Below are 24393 nucleotides of genomic sequence, written 5' to 3' on the forward strand. Positions count from 1 at the left end.
TCAACCCATTCCTGACTCCCAGGCGCCCGAACAAGCCAAAGCGAAGCGGAGGCGCAAAGGAGCGCAGCTTAGCCGCCCTTCGCCCTCACCCCCCAACCCCACCGTCGAACCGACATCTGTCCGGTCGACCCGTTCGAGATCGAGGTGAACCCAGGGTGAGCCGCATCTATGACTGCGCGGACGAGACCGCCCGCAAGGACGGCATCGCCGACGCCGCGTCCGCGGTACGCCGAGGCGACCTGGTGGTACTGCCCACCGACACCGTGTACGGCATCGGTACCGACGCCTTCAGTCCGAAGGCGGTCGCGCGCCTGCTGGAGACCAAGGGGCGCGGCAGGGACATGCCGCCGCCCGTGCTGGTCGGTTCCATCCGGGCCGCCAGTGCCCTGATCGACGACCTGGGCAACCACGGCCGGGACCTCATGGAGGAGTTCTGGCCCGGTCCGCTCACCCTCGTGTGCACCGCCACCCCCAGCCTGTCCTGGGACCTGGGCGACACCAAGGGGACCGTGGCCGTGCGCATGCCGATGGACCCGGTGGCCCTGGAGCTGCTCAAGGAGACCGGCCCCATGGCGGTCAGCAGCGCCAACAAGTCGGGGCAGCGGGCCGCCGCCAACGCCGGTGAGGCCATCGAGCAGCTCGGCGACGAGGACGTGGCCGTCTACCTGGACGGTGGTGAGAGCGACAACCCGGTGGCCTCCACCATCGTCGACCTGACCTACGCGGTACCGCGTGTGCTGCGGTCGGGCGCCATCTCCATCGAGGAGCTGCGGGCCGTGTGCGGCACCGTCATCGGTGAGCTGCGCAAGGGTCGAGCCAAGCCCAAGAAGGACGACACCGCCGAGATCGACGCGGAGACCGCCGCCGCCGAGGCCCTCGACGACGCCGACAACGACGGCGGGACAGACGGTCCCGGCAAGACCGAGGACACCGCCGATTCGCCGTCCACCGGCTCCGAGTCCGACACGTCCGGTATCGACAAGAACTAGAGGGGCCGGCCGTGCGGGAGTACGCGCTCACCTTCGTCATCGCCGTCGCGGTGACCTACCTGCTCGTGCCGTTGGTACGTCGGTTGGCGATCGCCTTCGGCGCGGCACCCCCCGTGCGCGACCGTGACGTGCACACCGAACCCATTCCACGGCTGGGCGGACTCGCCATCTACGGCGGGTTCGCCGCGGCGCTGCTCATCTCGGCGCAGCTACCGCATCTGCAGAACGTCTTCGTGGCCAAGACCTGGATCGGCCTGCTGTTGGCCGGCGGGCTCATCACCGTCATCGGCGTCATCGACGACCGGTGGGGGATGGACGCGCTGAGCAAGCTGGCGGGCCAGACCGCCGCCGCGGGCATCTTGGTCTGGCAGGGCGTGCAGTTGCTGTGGCTGCCGCTACCCGGCACCCAGCTGTCCCTGGGCCCGTGGCTGGGGGCGATGGTCTCGATCCTGCTCATCGTGGCGACCATCAACGCGATCAACTTCGCGGACGGACTGGACGGCCTGGCCGCCGGCATCGTCGCGATCTCCTCGCTGGCGTTCTTCGCCTACTACTACGTGGTCGCGGTGGACCAAGGGTTCGAGCGCCAGTCCTATCCGGCGATGATCGCGATCATCCTGGCGGGCACCTGCCTGGGATTCCTCTGCCACAACTTCCACCCGGCCAGGGTGTTCATGGGCGACACCGGTTCGATGCTGTTGGGTCTGTTGCTCACCTCGATCACCATCACGGTGACGGGTCAGTTCGACGCCAACACCGCCAGGGAGGAGTTCAACTCCTCCGGTCTGGTCGTCTTCCTGCCCATCCTGCTGCCGTTGTTGGTGATCGCGCTGCCCCTCGCCGACATGGTGTTGGCTATCGTGCGGCGCACACTCGCGGGCAAGTCCCCCTTCGCCCCGGACAGGGGGCATCTGCACCACCGCCTGCTGGACATGGGGCACACCCATACCCGCGCGGTGCTGTTGATGTACCTGTGGGCGGGCATCGTCGCGTTCGCCGCGGTGTCGCTGTCGATCTTCGACTCCGCGGTCATCGTCCTGTCGGTCACCGTGCTGGTGGCCGCCTGTGCCGTCGGTCTCATCGCCCTTCCGCGTCTGCACCGTCGCGGGTTGTTGCCCGGGAGCCAAGGGAAGGCCTCCCGATCGCGAACAGATCACCATTCGTCAACCGATGGATAAAAGGCCGATCACGTTCGGGACGGAGGTCCCCTCGGGTGGTCCGAATGTGCGTGCTCGTGAAGGTCGAGTCGAGTGTGTTCAAGGTGACACAAGGTCCGAAGACTCCCTAGAACGGGCCTTTCGTGGGGCGTTAAGGGTGCGTTAAGGCGCCCCTGGATTTCGTACCGAAAACCTTGTGATAGCTTTCACGAGCAGGTATCCACTGAACCCCACGGAGCTTCGTCATGCAGGGACACGACGCCCGGATCCTCCGCGGCGCCGCGCTTCCGAGCGCCGCGTGCGGAGCCCTGGCCATTGCGATCTCGGCCCTGCTCGCAGGCACCGCGGGAGCTCTCGGTTCGGCCCTGGCGGTGGTCATCGTCATCGCCTGTTTCGGGCTGGGGCAGTGGGCGGTCATCCTGGTCACCCGGCGCAACAAGGACCTGTTCCTTGCCGCGAACCTCATCGGCTTCGTGGTCAAGATGGCGCTGCTGGGCATCCTGCTGGTGACCCTCGGAGGAAGCCCCCTCATCGCCGACCTCAGCACCAACGCCTTCGTCTACAGCGCGCTGGTCGTGGTGCTGGCATGGCTTGGCGGGCAGACCTGGGCCACCTCCCGGGCGAAGATCCTCCACGTGGACCCCAGTGAGAGTTCGGAGAGCTCGTGATGGGGTGCCCCGCCGCGTTCCGTGGGAGCGGGCGTTATAACCTGTTCCACGGCAGGCGGAAGGCCACCTTCCAGCCGCGCCCCACATGCTATATTCCGGAGCGAGATGAGCAGCGAGCCAGCCGAGAAGAAGGGTCCCGAAGCGCTACCCGCGCCACGCGAGGCCGATGGTTGGGCGCTCTTCTCGACTCTGCTTTCGGGTGTTCTCATGTGGAGCGCGATCGGCTGGGGTGCGGACAGGCTCCTGGGTTTCCAGGCTCTCTTCCTGCCCATCGGGGCGGTTCTCGGTATGGCCGGTGCGATCTATCTGATCGTCGCCAAGACGCGTCACATCTGAGCACCCCGCAGTCCCGCGTCGCCCGTTCCGCGACGACGCTAGCAGTAACAACCATCAACGAGGCTTTCTTGCGTCACGACGAAAGGATTCGCCGTGAGTGCTGACGTGCGCATTCTCGCGGCCGAACCGGGTTGCCACCTCTTCGGTGACAACGGGTGCGGGTTCGAGGCCCCCACCATCGGGATGTTCTTCCCCGAACCGTGGTTCGCCAATATCCCCGGCAGCACGGGCATCGACCTGTACCTGGTTCTGTTGCTCGTCGCGGTCGGTGCCGTCCTGCTTCTGTGGTCGTGGTTCAGCAAGAAGCTGAGCCTCGTCCCCGGCCGCAGGCAGAGCGTCGGGGAGATGCTGGTCCTGTTCATCAGGGACAACATCACCCGTCCCACCATGGGTGCCAAGGGCGACAACTTCATTCCGTTCATGACGGGCATCTTCACCCTCATCCTGGCCATGAACTTCACCGGGTTGATCCCCGGCATGCTGCCGGTCAACAGCAACCTCGCCTTCACCGCGATGTTCGCTCTGGTCATCTACGTGATGACCATCGTGATCGGTATCAAACACCAGGGCGGCTGGGGTTACTTCCGTAACCAGATCTTCCCGCCCGGGATGCCGAAGTGGATCTACGTCCTGGTCACCCCGATCGAGATCCTCTCGGTCTTCCTCATCCGCCCGGTCACGCACGCCCTGCGTCTGTTCGCGACCATGTTCGCGGGCAGTCTGCTGCTGGCCGTGTTCGCCTACGGCGGCTGGTACATGCTGAACCTTTCGGCCGAGCCGGTCCTCGCCGCGGTCTCCGTGGTCTACTCCGGCGCCGCGCTGCTCGGTTACATCGCCTTCTTCGTCTTCGAGATCGCGATCATGCTGATCCAGGCCTTCGTGTTCACTCTGCTCGCGAGCCTGTACCTCAACCAGTCGCTCGAAGCGGCTCACTAAGACCCCCTCCTAGTTCCCCCGGTCCCCCGATCGGAACAGGGACGAGGAGTGCTTAAGACCCGTCCAAACCGGCGAACTGACCTATTGCGTACCGCAACGCCGGACGTCGAGTAAAGGGAAACACAATGGACATCGCTGCGATCACCGGCAACATCAACACCATCGGTTACGGCATCAGCGTCATCGGCGCCGGTATCGGTGTCGGTATCGTGTTCGGTCTCGGCATGCAGGCCATCGCCCGCCAGCCCGAGGCCCGCGGCCCGCTGCAGACCAACATCTACCTCGGCTTCGCGCTGGTCGAGGCCCTCGCCATCCTGGGCTTCGTCCTCGCCTTCGCCGCCCCCACCGGCGCCTAGGGCGTTTTGCCAACCGTTTTCTGATGGCAACTGACGCGAAGGAGGGCTGACCATGTTGGTGGAGTTGGCAGCCGAGTACAACATTCTGCGGATCGACTGGGTGAAGTTCACCTTCGGTGCGATCGCGCTCGCCGTGGTCTACTTCTTTGTGGCCCGCAAGGCGGTCCCCAAGGTCATGAAGGTCCTCGACGAGCGTCACGACGCCATCGAGGGCGGCATCGAGCGGGCCAAGCGCGCCGAGGCCGAGGCCGAGGAGATCCGCCAGCAGTACCGCGAGAAGCTCGAAGAGTCGCACCGCGAGTACGCGCAGGAACTCGAGAAGGCCAAGGAACAGCGCACGGCGATCATCGCCGAGGCTCGCGAAGAGGCCCAGGTCGAGGCCCAGCGGATCATCGAGGCCGCCAAGGCCCAGATCGAGGCCGACCGGCAGCAGGCCATGGCCCAGCTCCGCGGCGAGATCGGCGCCCTGTCCACTGAGCTCGCCACCCGCATCGTCGGGGAGTCGCTCAGCGATGGCGCGGCGCAGACCCGCGTGGTGGACCGGTTCCTCGCGGACCTGGAGCAGCAGGACGAGAGCACGAAGCAAGCCGGGGTGCGCTGATGCGTGGTATCAGCCGTAACTCCCTGGCTGAGGCGACCCGACGCCTGGACGAGAACGTCCTGGCGTCGGCGGACGCCGCCCAGCACGCGGTCTCCCTCGGTGGCGAGCTCTTCGAGGTCGTCGCCCTGCTCGGCAACGAGCACTCCCTACGCCGCTGGCTCGCGGACCAGGCCAACCCGGTGGAGAAGAAGACCGGCCTGATCGGTCAGATCCTCGAGGGCAAGGTGTCGCCGTCCACGGTCATCGTGGTCAACGACGTCGTGTCCCAGCCGTGGGCCGGCCCCCGCGACATGGTGGACGCTCTGGAGCGCCTGGCGGTCTACGCGACCGTCGCCTCCGTGGAGGGCACCCGCCTGGACGAGCTCGAGGACGAGCTGTTCCGGTTCGAGCGGATCGTCGTCGCCGAGCCGGAGCTGCGTGCGGCCCTCACCCGTGAGGGCGTGGACGTCTCGCACCTGCACACCCTGATCGAGAACCTGCTCTCGGGCAAGGTGAACTCCGCGACGCTGGCTCTGGTCGACGAAGCGGTCACCCGTCCTCGGGCACGTACCCTGGAACAGGCGCTCGACTACTTCGGGCAGCTGGTCGCCGAGCGCGCCCAGCGCTACATCGCGGTGGTGCGCAGCGCCGTTCCGCTGAGCGAGGCTCACCAGGACCGTCTCCGGACGCTTCTGCGGCGCAGGTACGGCCGTGAGATCCATCTGAACACCGAGGTCGCCCCCGAGATCGTGGGTGGGCTTTCCATCCAGGTCGGCGACGAGGTCATCGACGGCACCATCGCCGGGCGCATCGCTGAGGTTCAGCGCCGTCTGGCCGGCTGACACACGCGAATAAACGCAAGGCAAGCACGCACGGCGCCGGCCCGGCGCCATTTGAGAGCAAGGACAACGTAGAGATGGCGGAGCTGACGATCCGGCCGGATGAGATCCGGGACGCGCTACAGCGCTTCGTCCAGTCGTACGAGCCTGACACCACCCGCGCGGAAGAGGTCGGAACCGTCACCTACTCCGGTGACGGCATCGCCCGCGTCGGTGGCCTTCCCTCGGCGATGGCGAACGAGCTGCTGGAATTCGAGGACGGCACCCTGGGCATGGCCCAGAACCTCGAGATCGGTGAGATCGGTGTCGTCGTGCTGGGCGACTTCACCGGTATCGAAGAGGGGCAGAAGGTGCGTCGCACCGGCAAGCTCCTCTCGGTCCCGGTGGGCGACAACTTCCTCGGCCGCGTGGTGGACCCCCTGGGCGCCCCCATCGACGGCAAGGGCGAGATCGAGACGACCCAGACTCGCGAGCTCGAGCTTCAGGCCGCGACCGTGATGGAGCGCCAGCCGGTCGGCGAGCCGCTCCAGACCGGTATCAAGTCGATCGACACCATGACCCCGGTCGGCCGTGGCCAGCGCCAGCTGGTCATCGGTGACCGACAGACCGGTAAGACCGCGATCGGTATCGACGCGATCATCAACCAGAAGGCGAACTGGGAGACCGGCGACCCCTCCAAGCAGGTGCGCTGCATCTACGTCGCGGTCGGCCAGAAGGGCTCGACCATCGCCAGTGTGCGTGGCGCCCTCGAAGAGGCCGGCGCGATGGAGTACACCACCATCGTCGCCTCCCCGGCGTCCGACCCGGCCGGCTTCAAGTACCTCTCCCCGTACACCGGCTCGGCCCTGGGCCAGCACTGGATGTACGAGGGCAAGCACGTCCTCATCGTCTTCGACGACCTGACCAAGCAGGCCGAGGCCTACCGTGCGGTCTCCCTCCTGCTGCGCCGCCCGCCGGGCCGTGAGGCCTACCCGGGTGACGTCTTCTACCTCCACTCCCGGCTGCTGGAGCGCTGCGCGAAGCTCTCCGACGAGCTGGGCGCCGGTTCGATGACGGCCCTGCCGATCATCGAGACCAAGGCGGGCGACGTCTCGGCGTACATCCCCACCAACGTCATCTCGATCACCGACGGTCAGGTCTTCCTGAACTCGGACCTGTTCAACCAGGGCCAGCGTCCGGCGATCGACGTCGGTGTCTCCGTCTCCCGTGTCGGTGGCGCCGCGCAGACCAAGGCGACCAAGAAGGTCTCCGGTACCCTGCGGCTGAGCCTGGCCCAGTACCGCGAGCTGGAGGCGTTCTCCGCCTTCGGTTCGGACCTGGACGCCGTCTCCAAGCAGCAGCTGGAGCGCGGTGCCCGAATGATGGAGCTCCTCAAGCAGGGTCAGTACTCGCCCTTCTCCATGGAGAAGACGGTCGTCTCGATCTGGATGGGCAACACCGGCCTGATCGACGAGGTCCCGGTCGAGGACGTCCGCCGTTTCGAGGAGGACTTCCTGTCCTACCTGGACCGCGAGCACAAGGGCGTTCTCGACACCATCCGGGACACCGGCAAGTTCGAGGACGACAGCCAGAAGACCCTTCAGGCCGCCATCGAGAAGTTCAAGCAGGGCTTCCAGACCTCTGCGGGCAGCCTCCTGGGCACCGAGGCCGACGCCGAGGCGCTCTCCGAGGAGAAGGTCGGCCAGGAGACCATCAAGGTCGCCAAGGGCGGGAAGTAACCCATGGGTGCACAGCTTCGCGTCTATCGCCGGAGGATCCGTGCGACGAAGGCGACGGCGAAGATCACCCGTGCGATGGAGCTGATCGCCGCCACGCGCATCACCAAGGCGCAGCGCGCGGCCGAGGCTGCAGGCCCCTACGCACGGGAGATCACGCGGGCGGTGTCCGCCCTCGCCAGCCGGGTGACCGATCACCCGCTGCTGACCGAGGCCGAGAACCCCACCCGTGCCGCCGTCCTGGTCATCACCAGCGACAAGGGTCTGGCCGGCGCCTTCTCGACCAACGTCATCAAGGAGGCCGAGTCCCTCACCCAGCTCCTTCGGGAGCAGGGCAAGGAGGTCCTCACCTACATGGTGGGTCGCAAGGGTGCGGCCTTCTACAAGTTCCGCGACCGTGAGGTCGAGCGGGCCTGGGAAGGCATCACCGAGCGTCCGACCTACGCGCACGCCCAGGAGATCGGCTCCGCTCTCATGGAGAGGTTCTCCCTGGACACCGCTGAGGGTGGTGTCGACGAGATCCACGTGGTCTCCACGGAGTTCGTGTCGATGCTGACCCAGCGGGCCGGGGCGGTTCGCGCTCTTCCGCTGGAGGTGGAAGAGGTCGAGGCGGAGGAACTCGAGGAGAGCCACGGTGGCGAGGCGCTGCCGCTCTACGAGTTCGAGCCCTCGGCGGAGGAGGTCCTGGACCAGCTGCTGCCGCAGTACGTGGTCAACCGGATCTACGCTTCCCTCCTCGAATCGGCCGCCTCCCAGCAGGCGTCCCGTCGTGCGGCCATGAAGGCCGCGACCGACAACGCGGAAGAACTCGTCAAGAACCTGACCAGCCTGGCCAACCAGGCGCGTCAGGCCGAGATCACCAATGAGATCAGTGAGATTGTCGGCGGTGCCGATGCACTCTCTGGGTCCAGCGCGGGAAGTGAGTAAGAGAAGTGTCAACGACAGTTGAAGAGACGACCGGCGCCGGCACCGCCACCGGTCGGATCGCCCGGGTCACCGGCCCGGTCGTCGACGTGGAGTTCCCCGTCGGCTCCCTGCCTGCCATCTACAACGCCCTGCACACCGACGTGAGCATCGGCGGCACCGACAAGGTCATCACCCTGGAGGTCGCTCAGCACCTCGGTGACAACCTCGTCCGGGCGATCTCCCTCGCCCCGCAGGACGGCATGGTCCGTGGCGCCGAGGTGCGCGACACCGGCGCGCCCATCAGCGTGCCCGTCGGCGACATCGTCAAGGGTCACGTGTTCAACACCCTGGGCGAGTCCATGGACGTGCCCACGGCCGAGCTCGGCGTGACCGAGCGCTGGCCGATCCACCGCAAGGCCCCCTCCTTCGACCAACTCGAGTCCAAGACCGAGATGATGGTCACGGGCATCAAGGTGATCGACCTCCTCACCCCGTACGTTCGTGGTGGGAAGATCGGCCTCTTCGGTGGCGCGGGTGTGGGCAAGACGGTGCTCATCCAGGAGATGATCACCCGTATCGCCCGTAACTTCGGTGGTGTGTCCGTGTTCGCCGGTGTCGGTGAGCGCACCCGTGAGGGTACGGACCTCTTCCTGGAGATGGACGAGATGGGAGTCCTGCCGGACACCGCGCTCGTCTTCGGTCAGATGGACGAGCCCCCGGGCACCCGTCTGCGCGTGGCGCTCTCGGCTCTGACGATGGCGGAGTACTTCCGTGACGTCCAGGGCCAGGACGTTCTGCTCTTCATCGACAACATCTTCCGTTTCACCCAGGCGGGTATGGAGGTCTCCACGCTGCTGGGCCGTATGCCCTCGGCCGTGGGTTACCAGCCCAACCTGGCGGACGAGATGGGTCAGCTCCAGGAGCGGATCACCTCGACGCGTGGTCACTCGATCACCTCGATGCAGGCGATCTACGTTCCCGCGGACGACTACACCGACCCGGCTCCGGCGACGACCTTCGCCCACCTGGACGCGACGACCGAGCTCTCCCGGCCGATCTCGCAGAAGGGCATCTACCCGGCGGTGGACCCGCTGGCCTCGTCCTCGCGCATCCTGGACCCGCAGTACGTGGGTCAGGAGCACTACGACGTCGCCCAGCGGGTCAAGGAGATCCTGCAGCGCAACAACGACCTGCAGGACCAGATCGCCATCCTCGGTATGGACGAGCTGTCCGAAGAGGACAAGATCATCGTCAACCGGGCTCGTCGCCTGGAGCGCTTCCTCTCCCAGAACATGTTCGTGGCGGAGAAGTTCACCGGTACCCCGGGCGTGTTCGTGCCCCTGGAGGAGACCATCGCCTCCTTCAAGGGTCTGTGCGACGGCGAGTACGACCACCTTCCCGAGCAGGCCTTCCTCGACGTCGGCAACATCGACATGGTCGTGGAGAAGGCCAAGAAGCTTCAGGAAGGCTAGGACTGCGCGTCAGTGCCCCCGGTCGTGAGCCCGGGGGCGACGGGCGGGGCCAGCCAGGCGGGGTCGAGTATCGATTCGTACTCGGCCCCGCCGAACCCACCCGCTAGCCGAGGAGTTTGTGACAGTGTCGAAGAAGCTTTTCGTCGAGATCGTCTCTCCCGACCGTGAGGTTTGGGCAGGCGAGGGCGACATGGTCATCGCGAAGACCGTCGAGGGCGAGATCGGTGTCATGCCCGGCCACGTGCCGGTGCTGTCGCTGCTCGCCCATGACGCGGTCGTTCGCGTGCTGGGGGCCCGAGAGACCGGTGAGGTCAAGGCCGCCGCCCACGGCGGGTACGTCTCGGTGTCGGGTGAGGGTCGGGTTTCCATCCTCGCCGAGAGCGCCGAGCTCGCCGAGGACATCGATGTGGACCGTGCGCGTCAGGCTCTGACGAGCGCGACCGAGGAGGGCGACAGCGTCGCCGCCGGGCGTGCCCGCAGCCGTCTGCGCGCCGCCGGCGAGGAAGTCGCCTAGCGAAGCGAAAGAGGCGTGACGAGTGGTGGAGCAGCTGCCGGGAACACCGTGGTCGGAGTCCCTGTGGTGGGTGCTCCTCGTCCTCGTCGCCCTCATCGTGGTGGTGTTCCTCGCCGGTGCGCTGAGACGTTTCGTCCTGGTTCGTAGTGGGGGCGCCATCGAGTGTTATCTGCGCGTGTGCGGGGGCAAGGGGCGCCGGGGCACCTGGCGTGTCGGTTTCGGCCGGTACGGCACGGGTGGCTTCGGCTGGTACCCCGTCCTCTCGCTCCGACCGCGGCCGACAGTTCGACTGTCGCGCCGCGGTCTCGTCGTTGTAGGGCGTCGTCCCCGCATGGCGGGGGGCGAGGTCGCCGGCGCGGAGCGGGTGGACGCGTCGTTGCCGGCCGACGTGACGGTCCTGGAGATCGGCTGGATCGCCGAGGACGGCGCCGACCCGGAGAAGGCGGTCTACGAGGTGGCCATGGGGGAGCGTCAGCTCACCGGTTTCCTGTCGTGGACCGAGTCGATGCCCCCGGGCACCCACTGGGAGGCCTGAGCCCTCCCGCCACGCGCGGCCCCGCATGGTTCACACCGGCGGGGCCTCTGTGTTTCCATGGCCGCATGAGTACCATCGTTGCTTTTTCGGTTTCCCCGCTCGGTACCGGTGAGTCCGTCGCGCCCGCGGTGGCGCGCGCGGTCAGGGTCGTACGCGAGAGTGGGCTGCCCAACGAGACCTCCGCTATGTTCACCACCGTCGAGGGTGAGTGGGACGAAGTCATGGACGTGGTCAAACGCGCGGTGGCGGCCGCCGGTGAGGGTTCGTCCCGGGTGAGCGCGACGCTCAAGGTCGACGTCCGGGAAGGTGTCACCGACGGCCTGCGCAGTAAGGTCGACGCCGTCGAGCGCGAGTTGGACGCTTCCTCCTAGCGCTCTCCGCCGGGCTTCCAGAGGACCTCGTCGCCCTCCTCGGCCACGTACCGGCCGAGGATGAACAGCAGGTCCGAGAGCCGGTTGAGGTACTGGGCGGTGAGCGGGTTGACGCTGTCGCCGTGTTCCTCGATCGCGGCCCACACCGAACGTTCCGCCCGTCGCACCACGATGCGCGCGGTGTGCACCAACGCCACCGTGGGGGAGCCGCCGGGCAGGATGAAGCTGCGCAGCGTGGGCAGGTCCGCGTTGTAGGTGTCGCAGGCCTCCTCCAGACGCTCCACGTACTCGGGAAGGACGCGCAGGGGCGGGTACTCGGGGTCGTCGACGATGGGTGTGGACAGGTCCGCGCCCAGGTCGAAGAGCTCGTTCTGCACCCGTACCAGCAGCGTCCGTACGTCTTCGGGCAGCTCGCCCATGGCCAGCGCGACCCCGATGGCGGCGTTGGCCTCCTCGGCGTCGGCGTACCCGACGAGTCGGGTGTCGTTCTTGGAGGTCCTGCTCATGTCGCCGAGCGCCGTGCTTCCGGCGTCTCCGGTCCGGGTGTAGATCTTCGACAGTACGACCGGCTTGTCCGTGTCCCGTTTGGTCATGGGTCTCAGCCTAGGGGAGCGCCCGTCACTGAATCTTCGGCGGCCTCGTGAGCACGGGACGTCACGGAGGATAACTGTTCGATATCGGAGGGTGATGGTGGCGCGTTTCGCTGATACCTTGTGGAATCAGGGAGCTACGGAAAGTAGTTTCCGGTGGTGTTCGCGCATGATGCCCCCGGATGGGCCAGAGGGGGACCGTCCGGGCGGATGGCGCGGGGGGAGACACCGCTGAGGGCGGGTGGCGTGGAACCGGGGGGTTCACGCCACCCGCCCTTTCACCTGTCAGAGCCGGCCGGTGGAGCCGAACGAAAGAACACTGCTAGCGCACCCAGGCGTCGCCCAGACGCGGCAGGTCCACCGGGGTCGGGGCGTTGAAGGGCACCACACCGTTCACCGGCAGGGTGGTCTCGGCGAGGAACTCCACGCCGTGCGCGCCCGCGGCCGACAGTTCGGCCACCGAGTCCCAGTTGACGTGCTCCATCGTGTCGTCCGGCGTGTGGTAGTAGGGGTCGAACATCGCGCCCTCTTCACCGCCGTACCACTCGGCCTGCTCCTCGGTCTTGACGCCGTCGGCACCGGAGAACAGGCCACCGGACGGGATCCCCGCCTGCATGAAGGCCGAGTAGTCGCTGCGCCCGCTCAGCACGCCGGGCTCACTGACCTGGCCCTGACCTTCGAAGTAGTCCTCGAAGACCTTGGCGATCGCGCCGGAGCCGGCGGGGGCGCCACCGGACTCGGGCAGGTCCATGCGGCCGTCCAGGACGAACCGGCCGTAGTTGTGCGATCCGATCATGTCGAAGTTCAGGTAGAGGGCGATGTCGTCGACCTCCTGCTCGGACAGGTCCGCCACGTACTCGTTGGAGCCGACCAGGCCGGACTCCTCGGTGCCCCAGAAGGCGAAACGGACCTTGTTGTTCGGGTCCTCCTTCTCGGCCATGCGCAGGGCGGTCTCCAGGACGAAGGCGGCGCCGCTGCCGTTGTCGTTGATGCCGGGGCCCTCTTCGACGCTGTCCAGGTGGCCGCCGACGACCACCACGTTGTCGTCCTTGCCGCCGGGGGTCTGGGCCAGGATGCTGTAGGAGCTCTCCTGGGCGACCTCCGAGTCCACGGTGACCTGGAGTTCCAGGCCCGAGGTGTCGAGCAGGTCCGCGCCGGCCAGGCCGGAGACACCGATGGCCGGGATGCCGGAGGTCGTGCCGACGGTGCCGAGGAAGACCTCGTCCTCGTTGTTGACGACCACGGCGGCCGAGGCACCGGCGTCGGCGGAGTTCTGCACCTTGTCACCGAACGGGCAGGTGCCACGGAGGGTGATGGCGATCGCGCCCTCGGGGAAGTCGGCGAAGTCGTCGGGGGAGCAACCGCTCTCCTCGCTTTCGGCGTTGACCGCGACGGCGGGGGCGGTCACGTCACCGGCGCTGGAGTAGCTCATGGTGACGTAGTCCTCGTCGAGCTCGTAGGCGCGCTCGTCCGGGGCGGTCCGGGCGAGCACCGCGGGGGTGTTCTCCCGCCAGGACTCGTAGTCGTACTCGTGACGGTAGGGCTCGTACCCGGCGCGTTCGAGTTGATCCTCGATGTACAGGGCCGCGACGTCGTAGCCGGGGGTGCCGCTGGCCCGGTTGCCGCCGTTGTACTCGGCGATGGTGTCGAGGTTGGTCAGGTGGGCCTGGATCGCCTCGGCGGTCACGGCCTCCGACAACGGCAGCTCGTCGGCGTGGGCCGGGCCGCTCGCCAGGGTGCCCGCGGTGAGGCACAGGGCGGCCAGACCCGTGGTGATGGCTCTGCGCCGTCGGGATGAGGGGGCCGCGGGCGGCTGCCCGGGATGGTTCGGACGCACGATGCTTCCTCCCGTATGCGGGGGTCCATCGAACCGTGGAATGGGGGATGGACTCGTGGGGTGGGCGAGGTACCGCTGAAGCCTCGCACCGCTCGGTGGCGGCGGCAAGGGTGGGCGCACCACATTGCCACAATCAGCCACAGACCTTACACACGGGTGGGCACTGTGGTTGGATGGACGGCCGAAATCGACCGGAACGTCTCGACCACGGGGATGGAGCAGGGGCGTGCGGCTACCTCTCGTTCTCGTTCTGGTGCTTGCGCGCCCGGTACTCGACGCCCACACCGCCCATCACCGCGATCCCGCGGATGTGCACGATCGGGGCGCCCGGGTCCACCACGCTGGGGGTGTTCCCCTCGATCCCGAAGCCGCCCATGATCGGCAGGCCGTGCACGCGCACCTGGACGTCGTCGGGGACGATGATCCCGATACCGCCCATCGCCGTGCCGATCCAGATGGTCGTCTCGCGCTGGGTGAACCTGGCCTCGCGCAGGTCGAGTTCGATACCGCCCATCACCGCCACCGCGGTGAACGTGCCCGGGAGGACCCAGTTCCCGGAACGGTCGGCGCCGCCCATGAGTACCAGGGAGGTCCGGCTGCTGGGCGGCATGTCCACGATCCGGCCCGCACCGTAGACGGGACGGGGTGAACGGAAGTCGGTGGGGGCCGGCATGGGAGCGGCTCCGGTGTCCGGCAGGTCTCGGGTCAGGGGGACGAGCTCGCCGAGGGTCTTGGCGCGATAGACCGCGTCCAGACGCTCCCCGTGCTCGTCGGGGTCCAGGCGGCCCTCGGCCAGGGCGTCCCGGAGACGGTGTGCGACGGCGTCACGGTCGGCGTCCGACGCCCGCATCCGTGCGTTGTGGTCCTCGTGGGGGGTGAGTTCGCTCATCGTGTCCACCATAGTTCTATTGTTCCGAGGGTCCGCGGATCCGGCCTCCGGGAAAGCCCCTGAGAAGGCCCTGAGATCTCACGTGTCGGGGAGCAACCCGCGACGCAACGCCTGGGAGACCGCCGCGGTCCGGTCGCCCACCCCCAGTTTCTCGTACGCGCGCATCAAGTGGGTCTTGACGGTGGTGGTGCTGATCCGCAAGGCCCGACCGATCGCCGCGTTGGTGTGTCCTTCCGCCGCCAGACGGAGCACCTCCACCTCGCGTGGCGACAGCGCCGCCGGTTTCTCCGGTTCGGGATCGCGTCGCACGCGGGAGAGCAACTTCCCGGCCAGACGCCCACTGAGCACCGTCTCGCCCCGGGCCGCCGAACGAATCGAGTCGGCCAGTTCCGCGCGCGGGGTGTCCTTGAGCAGGTAGCCGGTCGCCCCGGCCTCGACCGCGCGCAGGATGTCGGTGTCGGTGTCATAGGTGGTGAGCACCAGCACGTGGACGTCGGGGTGGTCGGCGCGGATCCGTTCGGTGGCCTCCGCCCCGTCACCGCCGGGCATGCGCAGGTCCATCAGGACCACGTCGGGTTCCAAGGCGGCGACCCGGACCACCGCCTCGGGGCCCGAACCGGCCTCGCCCACGATCTCCAGGTCGGGTTCGGTGCTGAGCATGCCGCGAATGCCCTCGCGGACCACGGGATGGTCGTCCACCAGCAGGACACGGATCATGGTGCGGCCTTCTCTTTGCAACGCGGGTCACTCCTCCGCTTCGTCACGGGGGATGGTGAGACGGATGGTGGTACCCCGACCGGGCGCGCTGTCCAGGTCCAGGGTCCCACCGACCTCCTCGGCCCGGTGGCGCATGTTCGCCAGGCCGTTGCCGTCGGAGGGGCGGGAGACGTCGAAGCCGGCGCCGTCGTCGGCCACGGTCAGCAGGACGCCGACGTCGGTGTAGGCGAGGGTGACCCGGGCACTGGCGGCCCCGGCGTGCTTGCGGACGTTGGCCAGCGCCTCCTGGGCGGTGCGCAGCAGACACACCCGCAGGTCGTTGGAGAGTTCCTCGGGGGAACCCGTGACCGTCGCGATCACCTCGATGCCCAGTTCGCGGCCGAGGCGTTCCCCGATCCGGGAGATCGCCCCGTCCAGGTCGTCGCCCTCCACCGTTACCGCTCGTCGGGCGGCGACCATCGCGCGTGCCTCGGCCAGGTTCTCGGCGGCGGTCTCGCGCGTCAACGCCAGGTGGCGGCGTGCGGTCGCGGGGTCGGTGTCCAGCTCCGACTCCACCGCCTGGGTGAGGGTGATGATGCTGGTGAACCCTTGGGCAAGGGTGTCGTGCAGCTCACGGGCCAACCGTTCGCGCTCGGCCATCGCCCCCGCCTGCTCGGACAGGCGGGCGGCCTCCCGGCGGCTGCTGCTCAGCTGTTCGATGAGGATGAAACGCTCGGCGCTCTGGTAGATGATCCGTTCGATCCAACCGCTGAACCACAGGGCGTATCCCAGGATCGCCCCGTTGGCCAGCAGGGTGATACCGACCGACCCCCAGTCCCTGTGCCCCGACAGGCCTCCCAACAGGGCAGGGAACAGCAACAACACGGCCAGGGCGGGCACCGCGTACGTGCTGCCCACGGTCATGAAGAACACCGGGGCGATCACCACCAGTGAGACCATCAGGGTCGGGTTGAGGACGATCGCGGGCAGGGTCGGAAGCAGGAACAGCAGCATCAGCCCCAGTGCCTGTCGGTGACCGGGCAGGTCGTTGCCGGTGCTGAAGGTGGGGCGGGCGAACACGAAGTAGACCAGGAGGACCGCGGCCATCAGGGTGGCCGTCACCCACCTCCACCGCTCGGGCCCGCTGATCAGCGCGAGCATGATCATGGCGAGTATCGCGACGGTGAAGGTGGGATGCCACCAGCGACCCAGGTCCCACGCGTGCCACTCCGCCGAGGGACGGATCTTGCGGCGGCGGGACCCGGGCCAGGGGGCGGCGGTGTCCTCCTCCGGAGCCGGATCCGTCATCACGGTCAACCGTCCTTACGGTTCTTCCAACGGAACGTCGTCAGTGTCACGGCCAAGCCCACCACACACCAGATCCCCAGCGCCAGCGCGACCGTGGGCAGCTCCCACGACCCCGATGGTTCGAGTCCGGCCATGGCATCGGGGAAGAACCCGGCGCGCATGCCCTGGGCCATCCACAGCAACGGGAAGAGGGATGCCAGGTTCAGCAACCATTCCGGCAGGGCCGACACCGGCACGAAGATGCCCGAGACGAACTGCAGGATGAGGAAGGGGAAGGTGACCACGGCGGAAGCCGCCTGCGGGGTACGGGCCAGTGAACTCACGGCGATACCCAGCAGCGAACAGGCGACGGTGCCCAGGAGGAACACCCACGCGATGGTGGCCCAGGCCGCCACGGTGGTGGGCAGGGCGGCGTCGAAGAACAGGCGGGCCACCCCCAGGAGCAGGACCACCTGTCCCAGGGCCAGGAACAGCACCAGGATGGTCTTGCCGACGAAGTAGGCGCTGGGCGGCATCGGGGTGCCGCGCAGCCGCCGCAGCATTCCGTACTCGCGTTCGGTGGCGATCGAGACGCCCAGGGTCTGGAAGCTGACCGACATCAGGCCCATGGCGATGAGGCCGGGCAGGAAGTAGTCGACGGCCGACACACCCATGTCGAAGAACCCGCCCATGACGGTCGCGAACAGGGCGAGGATGACCGTGGGCAGGAGGAAGGTGAACAGGACCCCCTCCCATTCGCGGGAGAACGTGCGGATCTCCACCCATCCCCGGGACAGGCCCAGACGCAACGCGCCGGGTGGGCGCGGGGTGCGCGGGGCGATGGGCCGGGTGCTCATATCGAGGTCTCCTCGATCGCGTGGTCGTCCTTGATCATGCCGAGGTAGACCTCCTCCAGGGTGGGGCGGTGCACGCTCAGTTCCGGGATCTCGTCGACGAAGCGGCCGGCCAGTTCCGCGACCACCCGGGTGGGTTCGTCGGTGCGGACCTCCCGTCGTTGGCCCCCCTCGCGCCAGGACACGGTGGCCCGCGCGTGGGCGCGCCCGTCGAGTGCGGCGGGGGCGTCGATCGCCCGGACACGACCGCGCGCCAGCACGCACACCCGGTCGGCCAGCGCCTCGGCCTCCTCCAGGTAGTGGGTGGTGAGCACGATGGTGGTGCCGCCGTCGGCCAGGGCCCGGATCAGCCCCCAGAACTCCCGCCGCGCCCGGGGATCGAAGCCGGTGGTGGGCTCGTCCAGGAAGAGGAGTTCGGGGCGGCCGATGATGCCCAGGGCCACGTCCAGTCGGCGCAGTTGCCCGCCGGACAGGGACTCGGCGAGTTCGCGGGACTTGTGCGCCAACCCGACCCGTTCGATCACCTCGTCGGGGTCGTCGGCCAGCGGATAGTAGCCGGCGAAGTGCCGTACGAGGTCGCGCACCGGCAGCTTCGGGACGAGGGTCTCCTTCTGCCGGACGACACCGACCCGGGAACGCCAAGCGGGCCCCGCCCGACCGGGATCCACGCCCAAGACCCGCACATTGCCGCCGTCGCGTCCACGGAACCCCTCCAGGATCTCGACTGTGGTGGACTTGCCGGCGCCGTTGGGGCCCAGCAGCGCGAAGATCTCACCGAGCTCGATGCCCAGGTCGATGCCGGCGACGGCTTCGGTGTCGCCGTACCGCTTACGGAGGTCGTCGACCTCGATGACCGTTTCGTTCATGTCCCGAGCCTCCCGTGGGAGGGGGGCACGGGGGTATCCACCACGAAGACGAGCCCGTGTCCTCCGGTGGGAGGACACGGGCTCAGGGTCCCAAGGCCGCCCCCTCAGGGGACGGAAGGGTTCAGAACAGGCGGAGGGTGTCGGGTTCGATGCCGCGGAGCTCGTCGTAGTCCAGGACCACGCACGAGATGCCGCGGTCCTCGGCCAGGACCTTGGCCTGGGGCTTGATCTCCTGGGCGGCGAACACACCGGTGACCGGGGCCAGGGACGGGTCGCGGTTGAGCAGCTCCAGGTAGCGGGTGAGCTGTTCGACGCCGTCGATGTCGCCGCGTCGTTTCAGTTCCACCGCGACGGTCTTGTTCTCCCCGTCACGGCACAGGATGTCCACCGGACCGATCGCGGTGGGGTACTCGCGGCGGACGAGCGTGTAACCCTCGCCGAGCGTGGTGATGTGCTCGGCCAGCAGTTCCTGCAGGTGCGCCTCGACCCCGTCCTTCTGCAGCCCGGGATCCTTGCCGAGTTCGTGCGAGGAGTCGTGCATGATCTCCTCCATCGTCAGCACGAGCTTCTCCCCGGACTTTTCGTGCGTGACCGTCCACACGTCCGGGCCGTCCTCGACGGTCTCCTCCCGCAGTTTGCACGGAGGGTTCATCCAGTTCAGCGGCTTGAACGCCCGATCGTCGGCGTGGATGGACACGCTCCCGTCCGCCTTGATGAGGATCAGGCGGGGAGCCATGGGCAGGTGGGCGGTGAGCCGGCCGGCATAGTCGACGCTGCACCGCGCGATGACGAGACGCACGGGACGTCACGTTACCGCTTCCGGCGCCCCCTCGGAGCCGCTTCGCCCCTGACCGGAACCTAGGCTGTCCGGATGCTCGTGCGTAATCGTTGGGTCGTCCTGTCCATCAGCATGGTCGCGCAGGTGGCGAGCGTCTCGGCCATCTTCGGGATTCCGGTGGTGCTGCCGCGGCTGCGCGAGGACTTCGGGGTGAACACCGCCCAGGCCGGTGTCCTGGCCGGACTGCCCTCCTTCGGGCTGCTGCTCACCCTGTTGATCTGGGGCGTGGTCATCGACCGGGTGGGGGAGCGCGGCACCATGGCGCTCAGCCTGACCCTGACCACGGGCGCCCTCGGACTGTTGTGGATCACGCCCGGTCTGTGGTCGGTGGCGGCGGTGTTCCTGCTCCTCGGCGCGGTAGGTGGTCCCGTCAACGCCGCCAGCGGCCGTTTGGTCCTCACCTGGTTCACCGCCGGGGAACGCGGACTGGCGATGGGCATCCGACAGTCGGGGTTGCCCGTGGGGGTCGGGATATCCGCGCTGGTGCTGCCCGGCGCCGCCGAGGCCTGGGGGTTCGTGGGGGCCATGACCCTGCCGGCGTTGCTCGCCCTAGCGGCGGTCCCCCTGGTCCTGGCGATGCCCACGGAACCGCCCCGGACCGAACGAGCGCGAAGCGCCCCGGAACGTGAGCGGGAGGTCACAGACGTCCCGCCTCGTTCGCCCTACCGGGAGTGGACGATCTGGCGCGTGCACGGAGTGAGCATGCTCCTGGGCGTTCCCCAGGTCACGTTGATGACCTACGCCGTCCTCTACCTCGTACAGGAACAGGGATGGGGTGCGCCGGCCGCCGGGGTGGTGGTCGCCGCCGCTCAGGTTCCGGGTGCGATCGGTCGTCTGGTCCTGGGCGCGGTCTCCGATCGCACCGGTGAACGCATGCGACCCGTCCGCACCCTCGCCGCGTCCGGCGCGCTGGTCCTGCTCCTGCTCACGTTCCTGCCACAGGCCTGGTCGTGGAGCGCGGTGCCCCTGGTGCTCGTCTGCCTGATCCTGACCATGTGGCACAACGGGTTGACCTTCACCTCCGTGGCGGAGATAGCCGGGACCGCGTGGGCCGGTCGGGCGCTCGCCGTGCAGAACTGGTTGCAGGCGATCAGTACCACGCTCACCCCATTGCTCATGGCCGTGGTCATCACGGTGGCCGGACTGCCGTGGGTCTTCGCGGTGGGTGCGGTGTTCGCCGCGGCGGCGATCGCGGTCGTTCCGGCCGGTCGCCGGTCGATCCCCGGCCCGACTACCAACGAGTAGGACGGAACGGGTACCGGTGCGCGGTCTCGTGGTTCGAGGCGTCTAAAGTGGGGCTCATGGTGCAGGAATTCAAGAAGGTCGGCGTCGTTGGACTGGGCACGATGGGTGCGGGCATCGCTGAGGTGTTCGCCCGTGCGGGCTTCGATATCGTCGGGGTCGAGATCGACCAGGCCGCCCTCGACCGCGGGCGAGGTCACGTGGACAAGTCCCTCTCTCGTGCGGTCGAAAAGGGCAAACTCACCGAGGAGGAACGCTCCGAGATCGACGCGCGCTTCACGTTCAGCGCGTCCCGCGAGGACCTGGCCGACGTGGACTTCGTCGTCGAGGCCGTCCCCGAGCGCATGGACATCAAGCGTGACGTGTTCGGCGACCTCGACCGGATCTGCGCTCCCGGCACGATCCTGGCGACCAACACGTCCTCGTTGTCCGTCACCGAGATCGCCGCGCTGACCGACCGCCCCGAGAAGGTCGTCGGTCTCCACTTCTTCAACCCGGCCCCGGTCATGAAGCTGGCCGAGGTCATCACGACCGTCTCCACCACCGATGAGACCGTCGACGTCGTCACCGAGGTCGCCAAGCGCATCGGCAAGACCCCGATCACGGTCGGCGACCGCGGCGGTTTCGTGGCCAACGCCCTGCTGGTGCCCTACATCAACGACGGCATCCGCCTCTACGAGCGGCAGATCGCCACCCGTGAGGAGATCGACGAGTCCGTCAAGAAGGCCGCCGGCCTGCCGATGGGCCCGCTCACCCTCGCCGACCTGGTCGGCCTGGACGTGTGCCTGGCCGTCATGGACGTGCTGTGGGAGGAGTTCCACGACCCGCGCTACTCCGCCTCTCCGCTACTGCGCCGCATGGTCGCCGCCGGCCGCCTCGGCCGCAAGACCGGACAGGGCTTCTACAAGGGCAAGGACGACGCCCCCGAGTCGCGGCGCACCGGTCGTCTCGCCCAGATGGTCCGCGAGGAGGAGACACTCGACATCGGCGAGATGCTCATCGCGGCGCAGATCGACGACGCCATGCGCATGATCGGCGACGGTTACGCCTCCGCCAAGGACGTCGACACGGCCCTGCGGTTCGGCTGTGGTTACCCGAAGGGTCCGACCGAACTCCTGGAGGACCGCGGCGCCGAGTCCGTCATCACCACCCTGGTGTCGATGGGCGAGTACAGCCTCACCACCATCGCGGTGCCGGCACCGCTGCTCATGGACCGCCTGCCCGACGTGGAGGACTCCGAAGGCCACGGCGGCTGTGCCTGCCACGGGGGTGCCTAGCGTCGCCGCTTCACCTTGGCCGTCATCGCACCCCGGGGTGTGATGGCGGCCACTGTCGTTTCTCTTCTACCCTTGAACGGTGAGCCCGCGCCGAAACAGCCCCCGCCGTAAGTCCGGCCGCAAGTCGGCGGCCGGTCCCCCCGATGAGGACGCCCTCATGCTGCGCATCACCGGGGGGCAACGCCGTGAGACCGGACCGGACGGTGAGTACGTCACCCGCCGTGTATCCGGATCGGCCGCCACCAAGGTCTACCGCTGTCCCGGCTGCGCCCAGGAGATCCCCACCGGCATGCCGCACGTGGTCGCGTGGCGTCCCTACGGGGATGGCGGCGATCGGCGTCACTGGCACTCCTCCTGTTGGGAAAGGCGCTCCCAGCGCTCACCCAGGGCCCCCCGATACTGATCCCGGACCCCACCGAAGAAGGAGCCATGGAGATCCGAGCCACCACGGTGCTGCCCGCCGATCGGCGCCCCATCACCCTGCACACCGCCGACGGCCTCGAACTGGTCGGGGAACTGGCGATGCCCGAGGGCGGGAAGCCGGACGCCACCATCGTGTGCCTGCACCCGCTGCCCACCGCCCAGGGCATGATGGACAGCCACGTGCTGCGCAAGGCGTCCTTCCGGCTGCCGGCGTTGGCCAACATCGCGGTCCTGCGGTTCAACACCCGGGGCACCACCTCCCGACACGGCACCAGCCAGGGCGAGTTCGGCGAGGGAGAGACCGAGAAGCACGACGTGCTCGCCGCCATCGAGTTCACCGAGTTCGAGGAACTCCCCCGACCCTGGCTGTTGGGCTGGTCCTTCGGTACCGAACTGGCGCTCAAGTGGGGCTGTGACCCCCAGGTGAAGGGCGCCATCCTGCTGTCGCCGCCCCTGCACCGGGCCGACGAGTCGGACATGGCGGTGTGGACCGAATCCGGTAAGCCGGTGGTGGCGCTGGTCCCCGAACACGACGACTACCTCAAGCCCGACGAGGCCCGTGAACGCTTCGCACCGCTCACCCAGGCGGAGATCATCGGGGTGGACGGAGCCAAACACCTGTGGGTCGGCGAACCCTATGTGCGCCGCGTCCTCGACGAGATCGTCCAGCGGGTCGCCCCCGAGGCGTCTCCGCTGCCCACCGAGTGGGACGGTCCCTGGGAGAAGGACACCGTGTAGCCTTGCGCCGCCGCACATGAGGAAGGGCACGGAATCCGCCAGGGGCGGCTTCCGTGCCCTTCACCGTGTCAGACGATCACGGCCGCGAGGGCCGTGACTACTCCTGCCACCAGTCCTCGTCGTCGGCGCCCTTACCGGAGTGGGCCGGCTGCTTGGCCTCCTCGACCGGAGCCGCCGGAGCGGGCTCCTGCTGGATGGCCGCGGGCGCGGCACCGGCCGGAGCGGCCGGCGCCGGAGCGGCGCCACCGCCACCGAGCAGCTGACGCAGCTGCTGCAGGTGCGACTGGATGCTGTCGCGCTGGCGGTTGAGCTCCTCGACCTCCTTCTTGGCGATCGCCATGATGCGGTTGGCCTCGGCCTTGGCATCGGAGACCTGGTGCTCGGCCTTGGCCTTGGCGTCGGCGTCGATCTGGCCGGCGTTCTTCTTGGCGTTGCCGACCAGCGTCTTGGCGTGGTTCTCGGCCTCGCGGCGGGTGTGCTCGGCCTGCTGGCTGGCCTTGGTGGCGCGCTCCTCGGCGCTACGAGCGCGCTCCTCGGCCTCGCTGACCATCTGCTGGGTGGCAGCCTGGGCGGCGGCCAGACGCTCGGCGTCCTGACGCTCGGCCTCGGCACGACGGTCGGCCAGCTGTAGCTCGAACTGGTCCTCGGTCTCGGTGCGACGGGCCTCGGACTCGGCGTAGGCGCGCTCGGCGTTCTTGCGCAGCTCCTCGGCCTGGCTCTTGGCGGACTGGATCGTCTCGTCGCGCTCGCGCTTGGCGGCGGCGCGGGCCTGGGCGCACTCACGCTCGGTGGTGGTGCGCAGCTTGGCGATCTCACCCTCGAAGGTGGCGCGCTTCTCGGCGATCTCGTGGTCGACGGCGGAGCGCTTCTTCTGGACCTCGCGCTCGGTGGTGGAGGCCAGCTCGTCGGCCTCACGGCGGGCCGTGGTGCTGATCTCCTCCGCCTCGGACTCGGCGGACTGGCGCTGTTCGTCGGCCTCGCGCTGGGCGAGCGTGCGGACCTCGGTGGCCTCGGACTCGGCGGCGGCGCGCATCTCCGCGGCCTCGATCTTGGCCGCCGAACGAATGTCGTTGGCGTCGATCTGGGCGCCCTGGACGAGCTCGTTGGCCTGTTCCTCGGCCAGACGGAGCAGTTCCTCGATGCGCGAGCCCAGACCGGAGTAGGTGGGACGCTCGCGCTCCTGCAGCTGACGCTGCTTGGAGTTCAGCTCGGCCTTGTACTTCTCGGCCGCGCCGTTGGCCTCCTTGACCTCGTTGCGGAGCCCGTCGAGGTAGTCCTGCACCTGGTTGCGGTCAAAGCCACGCAACACCACGTCGAACTCGGGCGGAGCGTTGTCTTCGTCGAAGATGTTGTTGAGCTGGGTGTCGATGTTGTTTGACGACATGTGGCGGAATCCTGAACGGGTGCGAGACGGCTACTTGTACTTGCGTACTGCCGGGGACGGCAGGAGGGAACTGCGGTGCCCCCGGGACGGTGTGAGTC

27 protein-coding genes are annotated in these 24393 nt (G+C 68.2%); 18 read left to right on the top strand and 9 right to left on the bottom strand.

The features are described from left to right. Positions 1–155: 155 nt before the first annotated feature. From NLI01S_RS14640 to NLI01S_RS14705, 14 genes are all read left to right on the top strand, one after another. Positions 156–989: an L-threonylcarbamoyladenylate synthase gene (locus NLI01S_RS14640; RefSeq protein ID WP_067604683.1), complete on the top strand. Its 834-nt coding sequence runs from the start codon at positions 156–158 to the stop codon at positions 987–989. Positions 990–1000: 11 nt separating this feature from the next. Beyond that, complete coding sequence (locus NLI01S_RS14645) at positions 1001–2167, top strand: MraY family glycosyltransferase (RefSeq protein ID WP_067604685.1); 1167 nt, start codon at positions 1001–1003, stop codon at positions 2165–2167. Positions 2168–2391: 224 nt separating this feature from the next. Continuing rightward, on the top strand, positions 2392–2814 hold the full coding sequence (locus tag NLI01S_RS14650) for a hypothetical protein (RefSeq protein WP_067604686.1): 423 nt from the start codon (positions 2392–2394) through the stop codon (positions 2812–2814). Between the two features lie 105 nt (positions 2815–2919). Next, positions 2920–3150 carry an AtpZ/AtpI family protein gene (locus NLI01S_RS26050; protein ID WP_067604688.1) on the top strand — a complete coding sequence of 77 codons (231 nt, stop codon included), beginning with the start codon at positions 2920–2922 and terminating at the stop codon, positions 3148–3150. Positions 3151–3255: 105 nt separating this feature from the next. Further along, positions 3256–4086 carry a F0F1 ATP synthase subunit A gene (gene atpB / locus NLI01S_RS14660; RefSeq protein ID WP_067604690.1) on the top strand — a complete coding sequence of 277 codons (831 nt, stop codon included), beginning with the start codon at positions 3256–3258 and terminating at the stop codon, positions 4084–4086. Positions 4087–4211: 125 nt separating this feature from the next. After that, positions 4212–4442 carry an ATP synthase F0 subunit C gene (gene atpE / locus NLI01S_RS14665; protein ID WP_067604691.1) on the top strand — a complete coding sequence of 77 codons (231 nt, stop codon included), beginning with the start codon at positions 4212–4214 and terminating at the stop codon, positions 4440–4442. A 55-nt stretch (positions 4443–4497) separates the two neighbouring features. Further along, entirely contained in the window at positions 4498–5043 is a 546-nt protein-coding gene (gene atpF / locus NLI01S_RS14670) for a F0F1 ATP synthase subunit B (protein ID WP_190318474.1), read from the top strand. After that, positions 5043–5864 (top strand): F0F1 ATP synthase subunit delta, encoded by an 822-nt coding sequence (locus NLI01S_RS14675; protein ID WP_067604695.1) that lies wholly within the window; start codon positions 5043–5045, stop codon positions 5862–5864. The genes atpF and NLI01S_RS14675 overlap by 1 nt, the downstream gene beginning before the upstream one ends. Before the next feature lie 74 nt (positions 5865–5938). Beyond that, on the top strand, positions 5939–7579 hold the full coding sequence (atpA, locus tag NLI01S_RS14680) for a F0F1 ATP synthase subunit alpha (RefSeq protein ID WP_067604699.1): 1641 nt from the start codon (positions 5939–5941) through the stop codon (positions 7577–7579). A gap of 3 nt (positions 7580–7582) precedes the next feature. Next, the gene (locus NLI01S_RS14685) at positions 7583–8503 is read left to right on the top strand and encodes a F0F1 ATP synthase subunit gamma (protein ID WP_067604700.1); all 921 of its coding nucleotides are present in this window, start codon (positions 7583–7585) and stop codon (positions 8501–8503) included. A gap of 5 nt (positions 8504–8508) precedes the next feature. Next, on the top strand, positions 8509–9954 hold the full coding sequence (gene atpD / locus NLI01S_RS14690; protein WP_067604701.1) for a F0F1 ATP synthase subunit beta: 1446 nt from the start codon (positions 8509–8511) through the stop codon (positions 9952–9954). Between the two features lie 124 nt (positions 9955–10078). Further along, positions 10079–10468 carry a F0F1 ATP synthase subunit epsilon gene (locus NLI01S_RS14695; protein ID WP_067604703.1) on the top strand — a complete coding sequence of 130 codons (390 nt, stop codon included), beginning with the start codon at positions 10079–10081 and terminating at the stop codon, positions 10466–10468. A gap of 22 nt (positions 10469–10490) precedes the next feature. Then, positions 10491–11003 carry a DUF2550 domain-containing protein gene (locus NLI01S_RS14700; protein WP_084392601.1) on the top strand — a complete coding sequence of 171 codons (513 nt, stop codon included), beginning with the start codon at positions 10491–10493 and terminating at the stop codon, positions 11001–11003. Between the two features lie 65 nt (positions 11004–11068). Beyond that, positions 11069–11374, top strand: coding sequence for an MTH1187 family thiamine-binding protein (locus NLI01S_RS14705; protein WP_067604705.1), 306 nt, complete (start codon positions 11069–11071; stop codon positions 11372–11374). Here the strand turns inward: NLI01S_RS14705 and NLI01S_RS14710 are convergent. The 8 genes from NLI01S_RS14710 to nucS all read right to left on the bottom strand — a co-directional run bounded on the left by NLI01S_RS14710 (position 11371) and on the right by nucS (position 19192). Then, positions 11371–11967 carry a cob(I)yrinic acid a,c-diamide adenosyltransferase gene (locus NLI01S_RS14710; RefSeq protein ID WP_067604707.1) on the bottom strand — a complete coding sequence of 199 codons (597 nt, stop codon included), beginning with the start codon at positions 11965–11967 and terminating at the stop codon, positions 11371–11373. The two genes, NLI01S_RS14705 and NLI01S_RS14710, sit on opposite strands and share 4 nt — an antisense overlap. 319 nt (positions 11968–12286) lie before the next feature. Next, positions 12287–13801: a M20/M25/M40 family metallo-hydrolase gene (locus NLI01S_RS14715; protein WP_067604709.1), complete on the bottom strand. Its 1515-nt coding sequence runs from the start codon at positions 13799–13801 to the stop codon at positions 12287–12289. Between the two features lie 232 nt (positions 13802–14033). Beyond that, positions 14034–14702, bottom strand: a complete 669-nt coding sequence (locus NLI01S_RS14720; RefSeq protein ID WP_067604713.1) for a DUF1707 SHOCT-like domain-containing protein — start codon at positions 14700–14702, stop codon at positions 14034–14036. Positions 14703–14768: 66 nt separating this feature from the next. After that, on the bottom strand, positions 14769–15407 hold the full coding sequence (locus NLI01S_RS14725; protein ID WP_067604717.1) for a response regulator: 639 nt from the start codon (positions 15405–15407) through the stop codon (positions 14769–14771). Positions 15408–15434: 27 nt separating this feature from the next. After that, positions 15435–16694 (bottom strand): sensor histidine kinase, encoded by a 1260-nt coding sequence (locus tag NLI01S_RS14730; RefSeq protein ID WP_084392606.1) that lies wholly within the window; start codon positions 16692–16694, stop codon positions 15435–15437. A 5-nt stretch (positions 16695–16699) separates the two neighbouring features. Then, positions 16700–17530 carry an ABC transporter permease gene (locus NLI01S_RS14735; RefSeq protein ID WP_067604718.1) on the bottom strand — a complete coding sequence of 277 codons (831 nt, stop codon included), beginning with the start codon at positions 17528–17530 and terminating at the stop codon, positions 16700–16702. Further along, positions 17527–18393: an ABC transporter ATP-binding protein gene (locus NLI01S_RS14740; RefSeq protein ID WP_067604719.1), complete on the bottom strand. Its 867-nt coding sequence runs from the start codon at positions 18391–18393 to the stop codon at positions 17527–17529. Before NLI01S_RS14740 ends, NLI01S_RS14735 begins: the two co-directional genes overlap by 4 nt. A 121-nt stretch (positions 18394–18514) precedes the next feature. Beyond that, the gene (gene nucS / locus NLI01S_RS14745; protein WP_067604722.1) at positions 18515–19192 is read right to left on the bottom strand and encodes an endonuclease NucS; all 678 of its coding nucleotides are present in this window, start codon (positions 19190–19192) and stop codon (positions 18515–18517) included. 72 nt (positions 19193–19264) lie between these two features. On the opposite strand from nucS, the gene NLI01S_RS14750 reads away from it, so the two are divergent. From NLI01S_RS14750 to NLI01S_RS14765, 4 genes are all read left to right on the top strand, one after another. After that, positions 19265–20476 carry an MFS transporter gene (locus tag NLI01S_RS14750; protein WP_067604723.1) on the top strand — a complete coding sequence of 404 codons (1212 nt, stop codon included), beginning with the start codon at positions 19265–19267 and terminating at the stop codon, positions 20474–20476. 56 nt (positions 20477–20532) lie between these two features. Next, entirely contained in the window at positions 20533–21750 is a 1218-nt protein-coding gene (locus tag NLI01S_RS14755) for a 3-hydroxyacyl-CoA dehydrogenase (protein ID WP_084392602.1), read from the top strand. A gap of 79 nt (positions 21751–21829) precedes the next feature. Next, a complete protein-coding gene (locus NLI01S_RS14760) occupies positions 21830–22153 on the top strand; it encodes an ATP/GTP-binding protein (RefSeq protein WP_190318472.1) in 324 nt (107 codons plus the stop codon). Positions 22154–22179: 26 nt separating this feature from the next. Next, complete coding sequence (locus NLI01S_RS14765) at positions 22180–22911, top strand: alpha/beta hydrolase (RefSeq protein ID WP_067604726.1); 732 nt, start codon at positions 22180–22182, stop codon at positions 22909–22911. A 97-nt stretch (positions 22912–23008) separates the two neighbouring features. Here NLI01S_RS14765 and NLI01S_RS14770 read toward each other — a convergent pair whose 3' ends face one another. Then, entirely contained in the window at positions 23009–24295 is a 1287-nt protein-coding gene (locus tag NLI01S_RS14770; RefSeq protein ID WP_067604727.1) for a DivIVA domain-containing protein, read from the bottom strand. Positions 24296–24393 lie beyond the last annotated feature (98 nt).

The sequence above is a fragment of the Nocardiopsis listeri NBRC 13360 genome (assembly GCF_001570765.1).
Lineage (GTDB): Bacteria > Actinomycetota > Actinomycetes > Streptosporangiales > Streptosporangiaceae > Nocardiopsis > Nocardiopsis listeri.

What these genes read in the sequence shown, in the direction of transcription:
- NLI01S_RS14710 (WP_067604707.1), bottom strand. Translation starts at nt 11,967, where the DNA reads ATGACCAAACGGGACACGGACAAGCCGGTCGTACTGTCGAAGATCTAC.
- NLI01S_RS14755 (WP_084392602.1), top strand. Translation starts at nt 20,533, where the DNA reads ATGGTGCAGGAATTCAAGAAGGTCGGCGTCGTTGGACTGGGCACGATG.
- NLI01S_RS14720 (WP_067604713.1), bottom strand. Translation starts at nt 14,702, where the DNA reads ATGGTGGACACGATGAGCGAACTCACCCCCCACGAGGACCACAACGCA.
- NLI01S_RS26050 (WP_067604688.1), top strand. Translation starts at nt 2,920, where the DNA reads ATGAGCAGCGAGCCAGCCGAGAAGAAGGGTCCCGAAGCGCTACCCGCG.
- NLI01S_RS14675 (WP_067604695.1), top strand. Translation starts at nt 5,043, where the DNA reads ATGCGTGGTATCAGCCGTAACTCCCTGGCTGAGGCGACCCGACGCCTG.
- NLI01S_RS14765 (WP_067604726.1), top strand. Translation starts at nt 22,180, where the DNA reads ATGGAGATCCGAGCCACCACGGTGCTGCCCGCCGATCGGCGCCCCATC.
- NLI01S_RS14735 (WP_067604718.1), bottom strand. Translation starts at nt 17,530, where the DNA reads ATGAGCACCCGGCCCATCGCCCCGCGCACCCCGCGCCCACCCGGCGCG.
- NLI01S_RS14770 (WP_067604727.1), bottom strand. Translation starts at nt 24,295, where the DNA reads ATGTCGTCAAACAACATCGACACCCAGCTCAACAACATCTTCGACGAA.
- NLI01S_RS14685 (WP_067604700.1), top strand. Translation starts at nt 7,583, where the DNA reads ATGGGTGCACAGCTTCGCGTCTATCGCCGGAGGATCCGTGCGACGAAG.
- NLI01S_RS14705 (WP_067604705.1), top strand. Translation starts at nt 11,069, where the DNA reads ATGAGTACCATCGTTGCTTTTTCGGTTTCCCCGCTCGGTACCGGTGAG.
- atpA (WP_067604699.1), top strand. Translation starts at nt 5,939, where the DNA reads ATGGCGGAGCTGACGATCCGGCCGGATGAGATCCGGGACGCGCTACAG.
- NLI01S_RS14730 (WP_084392606.1), bottom strand. Translation starts at nt 16,694, where the DNA reads ATGACGGATCCGGCTCCGGAGGAGGACACCGCCGCCCCCTGGCCCGGG.
- atpE (WP_067604691.1), top strand. Translation starts at nt 4,212, where the DNA reads ATGGACATCGCTGCGATCACCGGCAACATCAACACCATCGGTTACGGC.
- NLI01S_RS14650 (WP_067604686.1), top strand. Translation starts at nt 2,392, where the DNA reads ATGCAGGGACACGACGCCCGGATCCTCCGCGGCGCCGCGCTTCCGAGC.
- NLI01S_RS14750 (WP_067604723.1), top strand. Translation starts at nt 19,265, where the DNA reads ATGCTCGTGCGTAATCGTTGGGTCGTCCTGTCCATCAGCATGGTCGCG.
- NLI01S_RS14740 (WP_067604719.1), bottom strand. Translation starts at nt 18,393, where the DNA reads ATGAACGAAACGGTCATCGAGGTCGACGACCTCCGTAAGCGGTACGGC.
- NLI01S_RS14725 (WP_067604717.1), bottom strand. Translation starts at nt 15,407, where the DNA reads ATGATCCGTGTCCTGCTGGTGGACGACCATCCCGTGGTCCGCGAGGGC.